At 61.8% G+C, this 15,614-nt stretch carries 17 protein-coding genes and 2 pseudogenes; 9 read left to right on the top strand and 10 right to left on the bottom strand.

Annotated features, from left to right (window positions below; translation table 11 throughout):
• Both VNX23_RS21665 and murI read right to left on the bottom strand, forming a co-directional pair.
• Positions 1-129 (bottom strand): annotated as a pseudogene (locus VNX23_RS21665) (30S ribosomal protein S4); the annotation flags it as partial.
• A 273-nt stretch (positions 130-402) separates the two neighbouring features.
• Positions 403-1,236, bottom strand: coding sequence for a glutamate racemase (murI, locus tag VNX23_RS21670; RefSeq protein ID WP_325633407.1), 834 nt, complete (start codon positions 1,234-1,236; stop codon positions 403-405).
• Positions 1,237-1,545: 309 nt separating this feature from the next.
• Here murI and VNX23_RS21675 point away from each other — a divergent pair, with 309 nt between their 5' ends.
• On the top strand, positions 1,546-2,097 hold the full coding sequence (locus VNX23_RS21675; RefSeq protein ID WP_325633409.1) for a cytochrome b: 552 nt from the start codon (positions 1,546-1,548) through the stop codon (positions 2,095-2,097).
• Positions 2,098-2,134: 37 nt separating this feature from the next.
• On the opposite strand, the gene purB is transcribed toward VNX23_RS21675, so the two are convergent.
• Both purB and VNX23_RS21685 read right to left on the bottom strand, forming a co-directional pair.
• Positions 2,135-3,442 carry an adenylosuccinate lyase gene (gene purB, locus VNX23_RS21680; RefSeq protein WP_325633411.1) on the bottom strand — a complete coding sequence of 436 codons (1,308 nt, stop codon included), beginning with the start codon at positions 3,440-3,442 and terminating at the stop codon, positions 2,135-2,137.
• 68 nt (positions 3,443-3,510) lie between these two features.
• Complete coding sequence (locus tag VNX23_RS21685; protein ID WP_325633413.1) at positions 3,511-3,639, bottom strand: hypothetical protein; 129 nt, start codon at positions 3,637-3,639, stop codon at positions 3,511-3,513.
• Positions 3,640-3,938: 299 nt separating this feature from the next.
• On the opposite strand from VNX23_RS21685, the gene VNX23_RS21690 reads away from it, so the two are divergent.
• The 7 genes and pseudogenes from VNX23_RS21690 to VNX23_RS21720 all read left to right on the top strand — a co-directional run bounded on the left by VNX23_RS21690 (position 3,939) and on the right by VNX23_RS21720 (position 9,911).
• Positions 3,939-4,697, top strand: coding sequence for a MotA/TolQ/ExbB proton channel family protein (locus tag VNX23_RS21690; RefSeq protein WP_325633415.1), 759 nt, complete (start codon positions 3,939-3,941; stop codon positions 4,695-4,697).
• Positions 4,687-5,355, top strand: a complete 669-nt coding sequence (locus VNX23_RS21695) for a hypothetical protein (protein WP_325633417.1) — start codon at positions 4,687-4,689, stop codon at positions 5,353-5,355. The genes VNX23_RS21690 and VNX23_RS21695 overlap by 11 nt, the downstream gene beginning before the upstream one ends.
• Entirely contained in the window at positions 5,352-5,969 is a 618-nt protein-coding gene (locus tag VNX23_RS21700) for a hypothetical protein (RefSeq protein WP_325633419.1), read from the top strand. The genes VNX23_RS21695 and VNX23_RS21700 overlap by 4 nt, the downstream gene beginning before the upstream one ends.
• 435 nt (positions 5,970-6,404) lie before the next feature.
• On the top strand, positions 6,405-7,001 hold the full coding sequence (locus VNX23_RS21705) for a TetR family transcriptional regulator (RefSeq protein ID WP_325633421.1): 597 nt from the start codon (positions 6,405-6,407) through the stop codon (positions 6,999-7,001).
• A 98-nt stretch (positions 7,002-7,099) separates the two neighbouring features.
• Complete coding sequence (locus VNX23_RS21710; RefSeq protein ID WP_325633423.1) at positions 7,100-7,840, top strand: metallophosphoesterase family protein; 741 nt, start codon at positions 7,100-7,102, stop codon at positions 7,838-7,840.
• Positions 7,841-7,842: 2 nt separating this feature from the next.
• Positions 7,843-9,305, top strand: a pseudogene (locus VNX23_RS21715) (serine/threonine protein kinase).
• 171 nt (positions 9,306-9,476) lie between these two features.
• Positions 9,477-9,911 carry a DUF1810 domain-containing protein gene (locus VNX23_RS21720; protein ID WP_325633425.1) on the top strand — a complete coding sequence of 145 codons (435 nt, stop codon included), beginning with the start codon at positions 9,477-9,479 and terminating at the stop codon, positions 9,909-9,911.
• A gap of 14 nt (positions 9,912-9,925) precedes the next feature.
• Here VNX23_RS21720 and pncA read toward each other — a convergent pair whose 3' ends face one another.
• Positions 9,926-10,552 (bottom strand): bifunctional nicotinamidase/pyrazinamidase, encoded by a 627-nt coding sequence (gene pncA / locus VNX23_RS21725; protein ID WP_325633427.1) that lies wholly within the window; start codon positions 10,550-10,552, stop codon positions 9,926-9,928.
• 174 nt (positions 10,553-10,726) lie between these two features.
• Positions 10,727-11,428, bottom strand: a complete 702-nt coding sequence (gene rpe, locus VNX23_RS21730; RefSeq protein WP_325633429.1) for a ribulose-phosphate 3-epimerase — start codon at positions 11,426-11,428, stop codon at positions 10,727-10,729.
• Between the two features lie 236 nt (positions 11,429-11,664).
• On the opposite strand from rpe, the gene VNX23_RS21735 reads away from it, so the two are divergent.
• Positions 11,665-12,048 carry a hypothetical protein gene (locus VNX23_RS21735; RefSeq protein WP_325633431.1) on the top strand — a complete coding sequence of 128 codons (384 nt, stop codon included), beginning with the start codon at positions 11,665-11,667 and terminating at the stop codon, positions 12,046-12,048.
• 37 nt (positions 12,049-12,085) lie between these two features.
• Here the strand turns inward: VNX23_RS21735 and VNX23_RS21740 are convergent, their stop codons facing one another.
• The 4 genes from VNX23_RS21740 to VNX23_RS21755 all read right to left on the bottom strand — a co-directional run bounded on the left by VNX23_RS21740 (position 12,086) and on the right by VNX23_RS21755 (position 15,591).
• Complete coding sequence (locus VNX23_RS21740; RefSeq protein ID WP_325633433.1) at positions 12,086-13,081, bottom strand: P1 family peptidase; 996 nt, start codon at positions 13,079-13,081, stop codon at positions 12,086-12,088.
• Positions 13,082-13,177: 96 nt separating this feature from the next.
• Positions 13,178-14,296 (bottom strand): branched-chain amino acid ABC transporter substrate-binding protein, encoded by a 1,119-nt coding sequence (locus VNX23_RS21745; protein WP_325633435.1) that lies wholly within the window; start codon positions 14,294-14,296, stop codon positions 13,178-13,180.
• Between the two features lie 132 nt (positions 14,297-14,428).
• Positions 14,429-15,175 (bottom strand): ABC transporter ATP-binding protein, encoded by a 747-nt coding sequence (locus VNX23_RS21750; protein ID WP_325633437.1) that lies wholly within the window; start codon positions 15,173-15,175, stop codon positions 14,429-14,431.
• The gene (locus tag VNX23_RS21755) at positions 15,172-15,591 is read right to left on the bottom strand and encodes an endonuclease domain-containing protein (RefSeq protein ID WP_325633489.1); all 420 of its coding nucleotides are present in this window, start codon (positions 15,589-15,591) and stop codon (positions 15,172-15,174) included. Before VNX23_RS21755 ends, VNX23_RS21750 begins: the two co-directional genes overlap by 4 nt.
• Between the last annotated feature and the right edge of the window lie 23 nt (positions 15,592-15,614).

Genomic DNA, 15,614 nt, shown 5'->3' on the forward strand with positions numbered 1-15,614 from the left:
GCCCTTGCGGCGCTGGCCGTGCTGGCCGGGGCCGTATTCCCTGCGGTTCACGGGGCTCTTCGGGCGGCCCCAGATATTCTGGCCCATACGGCGATCGATCTTGTATTTCGCCTCACTGCGCTTTGTCATCGCGTCCTCTTCCAAAAGTTGAATTTTGAGGAAACGCGCCCTCCTGTGCACCGGCCTTACCGGTGCCGACAGGTCCAGCCCCAAAGCCTTGAGGGGATGGACCACGGGTCGCGAAACGCATCGCGGGCCGAAGTCGGCCCGCGAGCAGCCGGTTTCTAGGCAGAAACCGCTGTCCTGTCAATCAGAACGGGCCGGATTTTGAGGGTTTCGCTCAAGCCCCGGGTCGCCGCCGTTGCCCGGTTTGAGAGGCGCTAAATTTCTGAACAATGAGGATTATTTTGGTCCACAAGAGCCGGACATGAGGCAGGTTCTGGCAGGAACGCGGCCGCCGAAAAACGGCATCAAGGTCCGGCTCAGCCGGTGTGGCCGCCCGGAGGTGAAAATCATCTCTGCTCCCGCCTCATCGGTGCCGGCCATCGGCGTATTCAGCAAATTCGCCACCCGCCTTGCGATGGCGGGCGCCGGGTCGATCCAGGCCACGGGCCAGGGTGCGAGCTTCAAAAACCGCTCCATCAGCAACGGATAATGGGTGCATGCCAGCACGATCGTGTCGGTGCGCGATGCCGCAATCTCGCTCGCGCCGATAAAGCATGGCGCAAGTTCAGCTGATATCTGCGCATCGCTCACTTGACCGCCGCTCAAGGCCGCTTCAGCGAGTGTGGCGAGATCCGCGGAGCCGACGAGGGTGACTTCACAGCCTTCCGCGAAGTCGCGGATCAACGCCCTTGTGTATTCACGCTGGACGGTGCCTTTGGTGCCGAGCACCGATACGCGCTTTGTCTTCGAACCGGCGCAGGCCGGCTTGATCGCCGGCACGGTGCCGACGAACGGCAGCTGATATCGCTCGCGAAGATGCGACAACACCAACGTGGACGCCGTATTGCAGGCGATCACAATCAGGTCCGGGTGATGTGTTGCGATCAATTCGCCGATCAAGGGTACGACGCGAGCGATGATTTCGTCCTCGCCGTGATGGCCATAGGGAAAGAATGCATCGTCGGCGACATACACGTAATGTGCGTCCGGCCGCGCCGCGACAATCTCGCGCAAGACGGTGAGGCCACCGAGGCCTGAATCGAAAACAAGGATCGTTGCGGGTGCAGGCACAAAATAATCCTATCTGAACGGGGGTTACCTTTCAGTTGCTTTTGTCGCCAGGCGGTCTGATTCTACCCTTTCACACTCTGCTTTCGCAGATGTTTTGCCGATCTTGATGGCGGATTTGAAGACATTTCGCGACTTTGCGGAAAGCGGGGTTGGTGATTGCGCGGCATCAATGCGCTCATGTAAACGCCAAGAGATAGTCGACTATTCAATCCGGAATATTTCGACTGGCCCGGGTTTTAACGGTGCGTCACCGGCTTGTCCGAAGCCAACTCCGTTGGGACGCGGGCGAGATTTGATGGGAATGCAAAAATGATGCGGAATACGATCTCAAGCTGGGGCAGTGTCGCGCGGTTGTTACACTGGGTTCTCGGTTTTGCGATTCTCGGCATGCTGGCCTTCGGCTGGTGGATGAACCATGTCCCGGCGCGCCCGGATCGCTTTTTCTACCGCTCGATCCATGCCGATATCGGCTACGTGGTGCTGTTGCTTACCGTCCTTCGCGTGATCTGGCGAGGATTCAATCCCACGCCGGCGCTACCGTCCGATATGCCGCGCTGGCAGCGGATCGCGGCGCATATCAGCCACGGCGCGATCTATGTCGCCATCATTCTTGTCACCATGCTGGGCTGGGCGCATTCCGGCGCGCGTACGCCGGACTACAGCAGCTGGTTCGGCCTGTTCCACGTGCCGCAGATCACCTCGCCCGACAAGGCCGCCGCCGACGCTTACGAGGAACGGCACATCTTCTTTGCCTATGTGCTCCTGGCATTGATCGTGATCCACCTTGCCGGCGCGGCATGGCATCACTTCATCAAACGCGACCGCGTGACGGCGCGGATGATCGACGGCGCGCCGGGCTGACTGGACCGTTGCTCCGGCGCAAACAGGCGCACCCAGGTCAGCTCGTCCCGAACACGCGTTGGAAGATGGTATCGACGTGCTTGAGGTGATAGCCGAGATCGAACTGCTGATCGATTTCGGCATCGGTCAAAAACTTCTTTACCTCGGCGTCTCTCTTTAACAGCGAGCGGAAGTCGCCTTCGCCGCGCCACACCGGCATCGCGTTGCGCTGCACGAGCTTGTAGGCGTCCTCGCGGCTGCAACCCTTTTGCGTCAGCGCGATCAAAAGCCGCTGCGAGTGGATAAGGCCGCCGAGACGGTCCAGATTCTTCTGCATGTTGGCCGGATAGACCAGGAGCTTCTCGATCAGGTCCGCCAGGCGAATCAGCGCGAAATCGAGCGTCACGGTGGCATCGGGCGCAATCATGCGTTCGGCCGAGGAATGCGAGATATCGCGCTCGTGCCAGAGCACGACATTCTCCATCGCCGGTGTCACATAGGCCCGCACCATGCGCGACAGGCCGGTGAGATTTTCCGACAGCACCGGGTTGCGCTTGTGCGGCATCGCGGAAGAGCCCTTCTGGCCTTCGGAGAAGAATTCCTCGGCCTCCAGCACTTCGGTGCGCTGCAAATGGCGGATTTCGGTCGCGAGGCGCTCGACGGAGGCGGCGATTACGCCAAGCGTTGCAAAAAACATTGCGTGGCGGTCGCGCGGGATGACCTGGGTCGAGATCGGTTCCACTCTTAATCCCATCGCTTTTGCGACATGCTCCTCGACGCGCGGATCGATCTGCGCGAACGTGCCGACCGCGCCTGAGATCGCGCAGGTCGCCACTTCATGGCGCGCAGCGACCAGCCGTTCGCGGGCGCGGGTGAATTCCGCGTAGGCATAGGCAAGTTTCAGTCCGAAGGTCACGGGCTCGGCGTGGATGCCGTGCGAACGGCCGATGGTCGGCGTCATCTTGTGTTCGAAGGCGCGCCTCTTCAGGGCCCCAAGCACCTTGTCGATGTCCTCGGTAAGCAGGTCGGCGGCGCGGGTGAGCTGCACGTTGAGGCAGGTATCGAGCACATCGGAGGAGGTCATGCCCTGGTGCACAAAGCGCGCTTCGGGTCCGACGATTTCCGCCAGATGGGTGGTGAAGGCGATGACGTCGTGCTTGATTTCGCGCTCGATCTCGTCGATCCGGGCCACGTCGAAAACGACGTCGCCGGCCTTGGTCCAGACTGCCTTCGCCGCCTCCTTGGGAATGACCCCCAATTCCGCCTGTGCGTCCGCGGCGTGCGCCTCGATCTCGAACCAGATCTTCAAGCGCGTCTGGGGCTCCCAGATCACAGCCATTTCCGGGCGGGTATAGCGGGGTATCATCAGTGTCTCCGGACTGGGCAGGGTGTAAACGAGGGCAAATCCTGCCCCTAATGTTTTTACGCCGCGCTTTAGCAGATCGAGCGCTGCGAAACCACCCGTATGGAACGGCAGGGTGAACGGCCGTCGTGAACCAGGATCGAGGTTTGCGCCAACCTGCTCGCCGTCAGGCTGGCGGCCGCCTCCCGCCGGATTTCCATCCCGTGTTCCCCCAAACGTGAAAATTACCGATCCTCCCCGGGGCACATCTCTTTGGACGGCAGGGACCGGAGCGGTTTAACGTGAGCCAGCGCGCTCATTCGCCAAATCAAACCGGAGCGCTCGTGGAGTGGATTTGACATTCGCTACTCACCTGGCCGCGGACCCGAGAGCGAATGCCAAATGCCAAACTCCGCTAGAATCCTATATTTGCTGTGGTCTTTTAATTCTAACATTCGCAAAGGTGCGCGCAGCAAATGGGAAGCGAATGTTAGAATCAGACCACTAGGAGCGAAGGCAGATGAGCACGATCAGCGCCGGAATGGCATCATTCGATACGGGCAGAAGCGAACGAGGCCCCCTGTTGCTCTGGATGATCTTCACCGGTCTTTCCATTTTCGCCGCCGTCGTGTTGTGGCGATACGGTTTCATCAGCCTGATGCTCGCGTCCGACCGCACTTATATTTCGAGCCTGATCGCCGTGCTTTATGTCATCACCTGCTGCCATTGCTTCTGGCGAACGCGCGCGATCGAGCGCGAGGGCGAAGCGGCACGGCGCTGCATCGCAATCCTGTCGGCGCCGGATGGCGCCGCGGCGCTTGGCGCCGATGCCCGGGCGCTGCCTGCCGGTCTTGTAACGGATCACATCCGCAGCCTCGTCACCAAGTCCAAAATCCAAACTTCCGGCCGCCTCGACCAGACGTTGCTGTTGCGGGCCCTGGCGGACCGGTTGCGCGGCTCGAATGCCTTTGGTGCATTCGCTTCCGACACGCTGATGAAGCTCGGCCTGCTCGGCACCATCATCGGCTTCATCATCATGCTGGCGCCGATCACGGGCCTGGATGCGGCCGACAAGGTAGCGATGAAATCGTCGATGGGGTTGATGAGCGACGGCATGGCGGTGGCGTTGTACACGACGCTTGCGGGCCTCGTTGGCTCCATCCTGATCAGGATTCAGTACTACATGCTGGATGCTGCGACCCAGCGGGTGTTTTCGGACGCGGTCGCACTCACCGAGACGCGGGTGACCCCGGTGCTGGAGCGCCGCCATGATGGATGATTTCGGCCTCTATCCGCGCGAGGAACCGTTCGATCCCTTCAGCGTCATGCTGTTCAAGGCGCTGCAGGTGATCGCCTTCCTGTTTTTCCTTGCGCTGCTTGCGATTGCGCCGGACTCCAAGGAGGGCAAGGTCGATTCCAAGGCCGAATTCATCATCACCATGGACTGGCCGGACAACCATCCCGATGACCTCGATCTGTTCGTGCAGGATCCGATCGGCAATATCGCCTGGTACCGTCATCGCGAGGCCGGCTTCCTGACGCTTGACCGCGACGACCGGGGCGGCGCCAACGACTTCATCCTCGTCAACGGCCGGAAGATTGCCTCGCCCATTCGCGAGGAAATCGTCACCGTGCGCGGTATCGTCGCCGGCGAATATACCGTCAATGTCTCGCACTTTCAGGCGACGACCGGGCGGCCGGTGGACGCGACCGTGAAGGTACAGAAGCTCAATCCGACAGCGCAGGTGATCTTCGACGACAAGGTGACGGTCGATCACACCGGCGACGAGAAGACCGCGCTGCGGTTCTGGCTCGACGCGGAAGGAGAGGTGACTGACGTTCAGCGGCGGCCAAAGTCGCTGCTGGAGACCTTCCGTAACGTTCGCGCCAACGGCGCCGATCTCGATCCGAAAACCGGTGTCAGGATGACGCGATGACGGACAGGCTGCAATCGGTCGTGGTCGCGCTCTCGGTCAGCTACGCGCTGATCGGTGCGCTGTTGCTCGTCGCTCTCGCCTACGGGCGCTTGCCGTGGAAGGCGAAGGCTCTGGCCGTGGTCGTGGTCAGCGGCTTTTACATCGTAGGATTCAACGCCACCCGGGGAATGCTCGGCTGGGCGAGCGCCGAGAACCTGCCGCCCTCTTTCAAGCTCGTGTATGCCCGCGTTGTGGACCCGCATTCGCTTCAAGGGGATCCAGGCTCGATCTATCTCTGGGTCGAGGCGCTGGACGAGGACAACAGGCCAAGCGGCGTCCCCAGGGCCTATCGACTGCCATACAGCGAAAAGCTCGCCGAAAGGATCGACCATGCCGTCGATCAGATCCGTGCCGGACACCCGCAGCAGGGCGGCCGGACCGCCGATTTCGGCACCGGCCGTGGCGGCCTTATCGACGCGGCGCGGGAATACATCCTGCCGAAGGCGATCATCGAGACGGCGGGCGGCGATCCCTCGACGGGCTTCTTCGATGCCGGGCCGCAGGCAGGCGACGGCGTATCATTCACACCGCTGCTGCCGCCTCGGATGCCGCCCAAGGACGAACAGGGACAATAAGCACTGGCCTGGAGGGCGGTAAACCATCGGCGGCGGGCGGGGGAATCCCAAAGAACAGGCACCTGAGCCGGATTGTTGCCCGCGAGGAAGACGGAGTCCTCCGCTCGGCAGGTCCTATGGTCGTCCGGGCGCGCCGTAGCGCCGTTCGCACGTCCCCATCACGGATTATTGAATAACAGATATTGAAATCTGTTAGCAAGATTACCTATATTACCATTGACGCAGAGACTGGGGCGTCAACCGGGGAGCCGCGCTGGCGGCCCCAGGCAGTGTACGAGGACTTCGCCATGACTATCGAAATTCTTCATCTGGCCGCTCAAATCCAGCAGTGGCTCAATCAGCGGGTCGCCCGCCATCTGGCAGAACAGGCCGAGCGGCTTTCCCGCTGACCATGACAAACAACAAGATCGGTCCGCTAAGGGAGGGGATAGTCGCATGAACGAGACCGTGGTTTTGACCCCGGAGCGCATCCTGGAGGTCACCGAGGACGTGCTGCGCCGTTTTGGGCTTGCAAAAGCGACCGTGGTGGACGTGGCGCGCGCGCTCGATGTCAGCCACGGCAGCGTCTACCGTCATTTTCCGAGCAAGGCTTCGCTGCGTGAGGCGGTGGCAAAACGCTGGTTGGAACGCGTCAGCGCCCCGCTTGCCGAGATCGCGGAGAGCCCCACGCCCGCGTCGGCGCGGCTCGACAAGTGGCTCCGGGCGCTGTTTGACGCCAAGCAAAAAAGGGTTGCCGAAGATCCCGAGATGTTTGCGACCTACCAGTCGCTGGCGCGGGAAGCGTGCAAGGTGGTGAAGGCGCACAAGGAGAGCCTGATCGACCAGGTGGCGCAGATCCTGTCCGATGGCGTCAGGCAGGGCGTGTTCGAGGTGTCAGACGTCAAGGTCACGGCGCAGGCGGTTTTCGACGCCACCAGCCGCTTCCATCATCCCGCGCATTCCGACGAGTGGAGAGACCCGCAGCTTGCGGCGCGGATCGACGCGCTCCTGGCGCTTTTGATCAAGGGCCTTGAAACGCCGCGCAAGCGCTGACATCGCTCCGGCGTTTTGCGCGCCTTCCGCGCTTCTTTTTGATATCCATCAACTCCGGCAAAAAGACCGGACGATAGGGTGGGTTCGCGGAGGAAAGCGTGCTGCTGGCACTTTTTTCGGACATTCACGCCAATCGGCAGGCCTTCAGCGCCTGCCTTGATTTTGCGAAGGCGCATGGCGCGGACCGCATCATCTGCGTCGGCGACTACGTCGGCTATGGCGGCGATCCGGAATGGGCGGTTGAGACCGTGATGGAGCTTGTCGGCAAAGGCGCGCTTGCGGTGCGCGGCAACCACGACCATGCGGTCGCCGTCTTTTCGGAAACCATGAACGCCGAGGCGCAGGCCGCGATTGAATGGACCCGCGGCCAATTGAGTGCCGCTCAACGGCGTTTCCTTGCGGAATTGCCGCTCGTGCTTGAAGAGGACGACCGTCTCTATGTGCACTCCGAGGCGAGCAGTCCGGCAAAATGGCGTTACGTCCTATCGACCGCCGATGCCGGACGAAGTCTTTTGGCCACCGACGCGCACATTACCTTCGCTGGCCACGTCCACAAGCCTGCGCTTTATTCGATCTCGGCGACCGGCAAGATGACGAGTTTCGTCCCGATATCGGGCGTGACGGTCCAACTATTGTCCGGCCGGCGCTGGCTGACCATCCTGGGCTCGGTCGGCCAGCCCCGCGACGGTGATCCTGCAGCATCCTTTGCCATTTACGACACAGATTCCCGCGAAATCACCTGGTGCCGCGTGCCCTATGACGTGGAGACGGCCGCCAGACGAATTCGCGACAACGGCCTGCCGACGTGGCTCGCCGACCGCCTTTTGGTCGGGAGATAGCGATGTCGAAATTTTCGATTCAGCCAGGCGCAGTGATCGACGGTTTCACCATCGGAGAATGCGTTCATCGCGGCGGCATGGCGACGCTGTGGAGCGCCAGTCGCCCCGATATCGCTTCGCCGCTTCTGATGAAAATCCCGCGAGTTTCGGAAGGCGAGGATCCCGCCGCCATCGTCAGCTTCGAGATGGAGCAGATGATCATGCCGAGATTGTCGGGACCGCACGTGCCGTTTTGCCATGCGGCGGGCGACTTCGAACGCCAGGCCTATGTCGCGATCGAACTCATCCCGGGCAAGACGCTTTACGGCCGGATCGACGATCTGCCGCTTCCTTACGAGGAAATGCGCCTCGTCGCGTGGAAAATCGCCCTCGCCCTGGCCGATCTGCATCGGCAGAACGTGATCCATCACGACATCAAGCCAAGCAGCATCATGTTTCGTCCCTCGGGCGAGGCGGTGCTGATCGATTTCGGCCTTTCGCACCACAATCAATTGCCCGACCTGCTGCAGGAAGAATTCCGCGTGCCCTATGGCACCGCGCCCTACATGGCGCCGGAGCGATTGCTCGGGGTGCGCGATGATCCGCGCAGCGACCTGTTTTCATTGGGCGTGCTGCTCCATTTCTTTACGACCGGCGTGCGGCCCTTCGGCGAAAGCGAAACAATGCGCGGCATGCGGCGACGGCTTTGGCGCGATCCGTATCCGCCGCGCAAATTGAGGGCGGACTACCCGCCCTGGCTGCAGGAAGTCGTGCTGCGCTGTCTGGAGGTCGAGCCGGTCTGGCGTTACCCCACGGCTTCGCAACTGCGTTCGAGCTCGCTCATCCCGACCAGGTCAAGTTGACCGCGCGCTCCGAGCGGCTCAACCGCGATCCGCTGCGAACCGTCTGGCGCCGACGCTTCAACGGCAACCTGATCCGGCCGCAGGGTCAATCCGCCGTCGCCACCCAATTGGCTTCAGGGCCGATCGTGGCGGTCGCGATCGACGTCACGCAAGGATCGGCCGAACTCAATGCGGCGTTGCGTCTCACCGCCGAACGAATCCTCAAGACGCTGCCCTCGGCGCGATTGGCCTGCCTGAACGTGCTCAAGCTCGGCCGCGTCACGATCGACCGGACGTTGGACGAAGAGGGCCACAACAAGCATGTCGACCGGCTCGTGACCCTGAAGCACTGGGCCTCGCCATTGAAGCTCGACGAGAGCCGGTTGACCGCGCATGTTCTCGAAGCCATCGATCCGGGCGCGGCGATCCTGGAATTCGCGGCTGCCAACCACGTCGACCACATCATCATCGGCGCACGCCAGAATTCGCTTGTGCGCGCGCTGCTCGGCGGCGTCTCGGCCAAGGTCGCGGCGGAAGCGCCCTGTACGGTCACAGTCGTGCGTCCGCCCCGGCTCGCCTCGCATGGTGAGCAGGACAGCACAAGCCAGACCAGATCCGACCAAAACCTCGGCGCCGGCCTCTAGATCATGATGCGCTCAAGTGGAATTGCATCATGATCTCATCTCTCTATTTGAGCATGATCTCGGCGCAAACGCGTTCCGCGTTTGTCGCGAGGGAAACCGGTTTCCACTTTTCGTTAACGCGGCCCTTCGGGTCCGGATCATGCTCAAACACAACACCCAGGGCAGCTCACCATGACCGATCCGTTTGATCTGGAGCGATTTGTCGATGCGCAATCGCCGGTATACAAGCGTGTCGTCGCCGAACTGGGCGGGGGCCGCAAGCAAAGCCACTGGATGTGGTTCATCTTTCCCCAGCTGGCCGGTCTCGGACATAGCGCAATGGCGCAACGCTTTGCCATCGCTTCTATCGAGGAGGCCAAAGCCTACCTTGCGCATGGCATTTTGGGGCCAAGGCTTCGGGAGTGCACCGCTCTCGTCAACGCGGTCGAGGGCCGCACGATCACGGAAATCCTTGGCAGTCCGGACGATCTCAAATTCTGCTCGTCGATGACGCTGTTCGGCGCAGTGTCGGGCGAAACGGAATTCGCCTCTGCAATCGCGAAATTTTACGGGGGAAAGCAGGACCGCAGGACGCTGGACCTGCTTCAATCGCTCCGGCCTGGATGAGCCGACGCGGCTTTTTAGAGAAATGCCTCGATATTGACGATGGATATGCCGAGCGATTTCAGGCTTTGATGGGTTGCAGCCATCGAACCGTCGATGTCAATGCCGCGGCAGGCATCCTCGATCACGGCGACTTCGAAGCCAGCCTTGCGCGCGTCCTCCGCCGAGTAGCGGACGCAGAAGTCGAATGCGAGTCCCGCGACAAAGACGTTCTTCAAATGACGTTCGCGCAAATAGCCGAGCAGGCCGGTTGGGGTCTTGTGGTCGTTTTCGTAGAGCGCCGAATAGGAATCGATGTCGCGATGGAACCCCTTGCGCAGTACGAGGCTTGCCTGCGCGGTATGCAGCGATTTGTGGAATTCAGCCCCTTCCGTATCCTGAACGCAATGATCGGGCCAGAGCACCTGCGCGCCGTAAGGCAGCTTGATCGTGTCGTAAGGCTTCTTGTGCGCGTGATTGGAGGCAAAGGAGACGTGGTCGCCTGGATGCCAATCCTGCGTCAACACGACGTTGCGGAATCTTTGCGCAATGCGATTGATCACAGGTACGACCTTCTCGCCGTCGGGAACGGCGAGCGCGCCGCCGGTGCAAAAGTCGTTTTGCACGTCGACCACGATCAGGACGTCTTGCTCGGAAATTTTCATCGCAGAACCTCAAGTTCGATTCCGAGATCGAGGATCGACAAGCTGCGACCAAACTCTCGTCGGAACCGATGATCAGCGCATGATCCGGAAAAGTGTGCAGCGGTTTTCCGAAAAGATCATGCGCAAATAATAAGCTAAAGCGCGATGGCGATTTCGACCCAAAGCCATCGCGCTTTAGATCGCTTCGCCGCGCGCCGAAGCGGCCGCATTGCGGATCGCGGAAATATTGGCCTTGTAGGCTTCCACGGTGCCGCCCTTGAACACGGCCGAACCCGCGACGAAGGCGTTCGCGCCGGCCGCGGCAAGCTGAGCTGAAACATCCGGCGCGACGCCGCCATCGACTTCGATGTCGATCGGCCGCCCCGCCGTCATGGCGCGCAGGTCCTGTATCTTGCCAAGCGCGGAAGGGATGAAAGCCTGTCCGCCGAAACCGGGATTGACCGACATCACGAGCACCAGATCGATCATGTCGATCACATATTCGATCGCCGTGATCGGGGTTGCCGGGTTGAGCGACACGCCGGCCTTCTTGCCGAGAGCGCGGATCGCCTGCAGCGAGCGATGCAGATGGGGACCAGCTTCCGCATGCACCGTGATGTGGTCGCAGCCGGCCTTGGCAAACGCCTCGAGATAGGGATCGCACGGCGAGATCATCAGATGGGCGTCGAAGATTTTCTTCGTATAAGGGCGGATCGCCTTGATGACGTCGGGCCCGTAGGAAATGTTGGGGACGAAATGCCCATCCATCACGTCGAGATGGATCCAGTCGGCACCCGCCGCGTCGACGGCGCGAACCTCCTCGCCGAGCCTGGCGAAATCGGAGGACAGGATCGAGGGCGCGATGACGAGAGGACGAGACGCAAATGGCTGGGACATGCGCGGGCTCCGAACCTTCGATCATTGAGGGCGATTTCCGCCTAACACGCGCAAGGCCAACGGGCAATGCAAGCCACAGGTTGCGGAAATTTTTGCCGGTCGCGGCACCAATTGCCGGTCGGCGCAAGCCGTTCCAGACATGGAAATCCCTCATTTCGCTGGATTTTCCACCATGGCACGCGGCTTGCTGCATGGCTTGCAGGGGGTCGCGATGAGCGACCTGTCGGAGTTTTCTCATGCTGCTTGCCCTGGGCGCGGTGTCGGCCGCACTGGACGCCATCCAATCGCTGACGACGCCCAAACCGTCGTCTTCGCACGGAACAGGCTTTGGTCCGGCTTCGCCCCCGCCAACCGGCAGTCCCTCAACGCCGCCAGCAGGGACGGTGCCGGTCACGGGCTTTACGAACGGACCGCAAATATCGCCTGACAATATCAGCGCGCTGCTCGCAGCCCAGAGCCAGTCCACCGGTTTTAACCGATCAGACGCAACCCCGTTGCTCACAGCGCCGCCGACGTTTTCGAACGCCGCAACCTCGGCCTATAACGCCATCGATCAGTTGGTCCAGGCAAAGGCCGCGCCGATTCCGCACCCACCCGCCTCGCTGTCACTCAACGTGTGAAGTCTTCCTGACGCCCGTCAGCGCCTGATCGCCCGTTCTATCCGAAACGATCGCGCCACGCCGGCAATGCGTCGGGGAACGGCAGGGCGGTCGCGGCATAAACGCCCCGCGCGATCGCTCGCGCCACCACATTGGCCGCGATCATGCCAAGCTCGGTGAGGCCGACCAGTGGACCGATCGGCCTTTCACCCGTTGCGGCCGCGAATACCACGTCGCCGTCCATCGGCGCGTGCACCGGATAGATTGCGCGGGCAAAGCCGGTCTGGGCGATCATCGCCAGACGCCGGGCCTGCGGTTTTGTCAAAATCGCGTCCGTCACCACCACCGCGAGCGTCGTATTCTCCACGGCCGTTGCGGACGGACCCCCCTTGATGCGCATTTTCAGCATGTCCGGCGTGATTGCGGCCGGCAATCCGCGCCCGCCATATTCGCCGCCGATCTCGAATGGGGCTGCCCAGAACCATGGGCCTTCGCCCACCGTGACAGTCCCGACCGCATTGACCACCGCGAGCGCGGCGACCTTTACGCCACTCTCCGTCTGCGCCGAAGCGGAGCCCAATCCTCCCTTCAGAATAGCCGTATTGGCGCCAAGCCCCGCACCGACGCTGCCGAGCGTGAAGTGCGTGCCGGCTGCTGCGGCCGCGGCATAGCCGAGATCGCGATAGGGCGCGAAACGTCCCCATTTCTTGTTGCCGCCGTTCAGAAGATCGAAACAGATCGCGCCGGGCACGATGGGAATAAGCGCCCCGCGCACCTCAAAGCCGCGGCCTTGTTCGGCAAGCCACGCCTGCACCCCGCTGCCGGCGTCGAGTCCGAACGCCGAACCGCCGGCAAGCGCGATCGCATCGATCCTTTCGACCGTGTTGGCGAGGTCGAGTAGTGCCCCTTCGCGCGTGCCGGGCCCGCCGCCACGCACATCCATCGCCGCCACCGCCGGCTTGTCGAAAACCACCGCCGTCACACCGGAGGCAAGCGCTGCATCGTCAGCATGGCCGACGCGAACACCATCGATATCGGTGAGGAGGTTCTTCATGGTCGGTCCTTGCTGATGCTTTCCACGCCGCCTGATTGAAAAACGCCCCGGCGAACCGGGGCGTCGACAGGTCACAGAGTCGTGGGGGTTCAGTCTTCAAGAGCCCTTCGGATTGACCTCGGTGTAATTGCCCTTGGAATCCCACTTGTAGACGACGTAGTCGATCTGCTTGATGTCGCCCTTGGCATCGAACTCCATCTTGCCGATCACCGTATCCCACGCGTTGGCCTTGATCGTTTCCATGACCTTCTTCGGATCGGTGGTGCCGGCCTTTGCTGCTGCCTGCGACCATACCTGGATCGCGGCATAGGTGTAGAGCGTATAGCCCTCGGGATCGATGTTGTTCGCCTTGAACTTCTCGACGATGGCCTTCGCGGTCGGCTTGTTGCGCGGGTCGGGACCGAAGGTGAACAGCGTGCCTTCGCCGGCGGGACCCGTGATGGAAGCGAACTCCTTGTCGGCGAGCGCATCGCCGGCCATCAGGACGGTCTGCATTCCCTGGTCGCGCATCTGGCGCACGATCAACCCGCTTTCCTGGTGGTAGCCGCCCACGAAAACCAGATCGATGTTCTCGCGCTTCATGCGCGAAACGATGGCGGTGAAGTCCTTGTCGCCCTTGTTGTAGGACTCGAACATCTTCTCGGTGAACCCGGCCTTGTTGAGCGCCTTCTTGGTCTCATCGGCAAGGCCTTTGCCGTAGGTGGTCTTGTCGTTGAGAATGGCGACGTTCTTGCCCTTGTAATACTTGATGATGTAGTCGGCGGCGACCAGGCCCTGCTGATCGTCGCGTCCGCACACGCGCGCGACGTTCCAGAGCTTGCGCTCGGTGAACAGCGGATTGGTCGAGGCCGGCGTGATCTGCAACACGTTGCCGTCGGCATAGGCTTCCGACGCCGGGATCGACGACGAGGAGCAGTAGTGGCCGGCGACGAACGGGATTCTGGCACTGGCGAATTTTTCCGCCACCGAACGTGCCTGCTTGGGATCGCAGGCGTCATCGCCGACTTCGAGCGCCAGCTTCTTGCCAAGCAGACCTCCACCGGCATTGAGATCCTTGACCGCCTGTTCGGCCCCGTTCTTCATCTGGCGCCCGAATGCGGATTCGCCGCCGGTCATTGGACCCGCCACTGCGATGGTGATGTCTTGCGCAAATGCTGCCGTCGAAAGCGCAAGCGACGCGCCGATTGCCAGGCCAATGAGCTTTAGTGATTTCATGAGAGGTCCTCGCGGATAGTTCGCCATGGGGAATTGGCATTCTCGGCTGATTTCACGGCGAAGTCATCGGTAAATTTCAGGCAGAGGCGTCTTCCGGGGGCGCCTTTGTGGTCATTCCGGGGCGCGAGACCATTAACCCCGCCTGCCGCCTTCCAGATAGGCGGCGCGGATTTCGGGACGTTGCAACAGTTCCGCGCCTGTTCCCTGCAGCGTTATCAGCCCGTTGACCATGACATAGCCGCGATGGGCGAGCCTCAGCGCGTGGTTGGCGTTCTGCTCCACGATCAGCACCGTTAGACCATCCTGCCGGTTGAGTGTCCGGATTGCGTCGAAAATCTGCCGCGCGATCAGGGGGGCGAGGCCCAGAGACGGCTCGTCGAGCAAGAGCAGGCGAGGGCGGCTCATCAGCGCGCGGCCGATCGCTAGCATCTGCTGTTCTCCGCCCGACAGGGTTCCGCCGCGTTGCGTCATGCGCTCGCTGAGCCGCGGAAACAGGGCCAGCACCCGCTCGAGCCCCGCCGAGCGGTCTGCTTCGCTACAATCGGTGGCGTCTGCGCCCATCTGCAGGTTTTCGGCTACGCTCATCCGCGGAAAAATCCGTCGGCCTTCGGGCGATTGCGCGATGCGCAGCCGCGCGATCTCGTGTGTGGGCATCGCGGTGATGTCGCGGCCGTCGAACAGGATCTGCCCGGAGCGGGCGCGCGGCTTGCCGAAGATCGTCATCATCAAGGTCGACTTGCCGGCGCCATTGGCGCCGATCAGCGCGACGATCTCGCCCGGGCTTATCGCGAGATCGACGCCTTTCAGCGCCTCGATCTTGCCATAGGCGGCACGAAGGCCGCGGATCGCCAGCATCGGCTGGGCGGATGAAGCGTTCATGGAGCGCTCCGTTCCTCGCGGACCGGAGCTGTATCGCTCCCTCCTCCTGAAAGGGGGAGGGGTGGGGAGGGGGTCAATTCGCGCGCTCGTCTCTCCATGTTTGCAACGAGGTTGGCAAGCACGCCTTGCAAATTCTCGAAGACGTGGTTGTTCCAATACCGGACGACCGCGATTTTCTTTTCGGAGAGAAAGCGCGTGCGGCGCGCGTCCGCTCGCTTCCGTTGAGCAGCATGCTGGCCGCCATCGAGTTCAACGGCAACGCGAAGTTTTGGACAGTAGGAGTCGAGGGTGAAAGCGCCGATCGGATGCTGCCGTCTAAAGTGAAAGCCATTTAGCTGGCCACGACGAAGCGCACGCCACAGCCTGGTCTCTGCTTCCGTCATATTACCGCATGGCTTCCTTGCACGCGCGGTCATCGCCGGTGTGCGCGAGAAACGCA

The sequence above is a fragment of the Bradyrhizobium sp. genome, assembly GCF_035570375.1.
Taxonomy (GTDB): Bacteria; Pseudomonadota; Alphaproteobacteria; order Rhizobiales; family Xanthobacteraceae; genus Bradyrhizobium.

What these genes read in the sequence shown, in the direction of transcription:
- VNX23_RS21675 (WP_325633409.1), top strand. Translation starts at nt 1,546, where the DNA reads ATGATGCGGAATACGATCTCAAGCTGGGGCAGTGTCGCGCGGTTGTTA.
- purB (WP_325633411.1), bottom strand. Translation starts at nt 3,442, where the DNA reads ATGATACCCCGCTATACCCGCCCGGAAATGGCTGTGATCTGGGAGCCC.
- VNX23_RS21685 (WP_325633413.1), bottom strand. Translation starts at nt 3,639, where the DNA reads ATGGAAATCCGGCGGGAGGCGGCCGCCAGCCTGACGGCGAGCAGGTTG.
- VNX23_RS21690 (WP_325633415.1), top strand. Translation starts at nt 3,939, where the DNA reads ATGAGCACGATCAGCGCCGGAATGGCATCATTCGATACGGGCAGAAGC.
- VNX23_RS21695 (WP_325633417.1), top strand. Translation starts at nt 4,687, where the DNA reads ATGATGGATGATTTCGGCCTCTATCCGCGCGAGGAACCGTTCGATCCC.
- VNX23_RS21700 (WP_325633419.1), top strand. Translation starts at nt 5,352, where the DNA reads ATGACGGACAGGCTGCAATCGGTCGTGGTCGCGCTCTCGGTCAGCTAC.
- VNX23_RS21705 (WP_325633421.1), top strand. Translation starts at nt 6,405, where the DNA reads ATGAACGAGACCGTGGTTTTGACCCCGGAGCGCATCCTGGAGGTCACC.
- VNX23_RS21720 (WP_325633425.1), top strand. Translation starts at nt 9,477, where the DNA reads ATGACCGATCCGTTTGATCTGGAGCGATTTGTCGATGCGCAATCGCCG.
- pncA (WP_325633427.1), bottom strand. Translation starts at nt 10,552, where the DNA reads ATGAAAATTTCCGAGCAAGACGTCCTGATCGTGGTCGACGTGCAAAAC.
- rpe (WP_325633429.1), bottom strand. Translation starts at nt 11,428, where the DNA reads ATGTCCCAGCCATTTGCGTCTCGTCCTCTCGTCATCGCGCCCTCGATC.
- VNX23_RS21735 (WP_325633431.1), top strand. Translation starts at nt 11,665, where the DNA reads ATGCTGCTTGCCCTGGGCGCGGTGTCGGCCGCACTGGACGCCATCCAA.
- VNX23_RS21740 (WP_325633433.1), bottom strand. Translation starts at nt 13,081, where the DNA reads ATGAAGAACCTCCTCACCGATATCGATGGTGTTCGCGTCGGCCATGCT.
- VNX23_RS21745 (WP_325633435.1), bottom strand. Translation starts at nt 14,296, where the DNA reads ATGAAATCACTAAAGCTCATTGGCCTGGCAATCGGCGCGTCGCTTGCG.
- VNX23_RS21750 (WP_325633437.1), bottom strand. Translation starts at nt 15,175, where the DNA reads ATGAACGCTTCATCCGCCCAGCCGATGCTGGCGATCCGCGGCCTTCGT.
- VNX23_RS21755 (WP_325633489.1), bottom strand. Translation starts at nt 15,591, where the DNA reads ATGACCGCGCGTGCAAGGAAGCCATGCGGTAATATGACGGAAGCAGAG.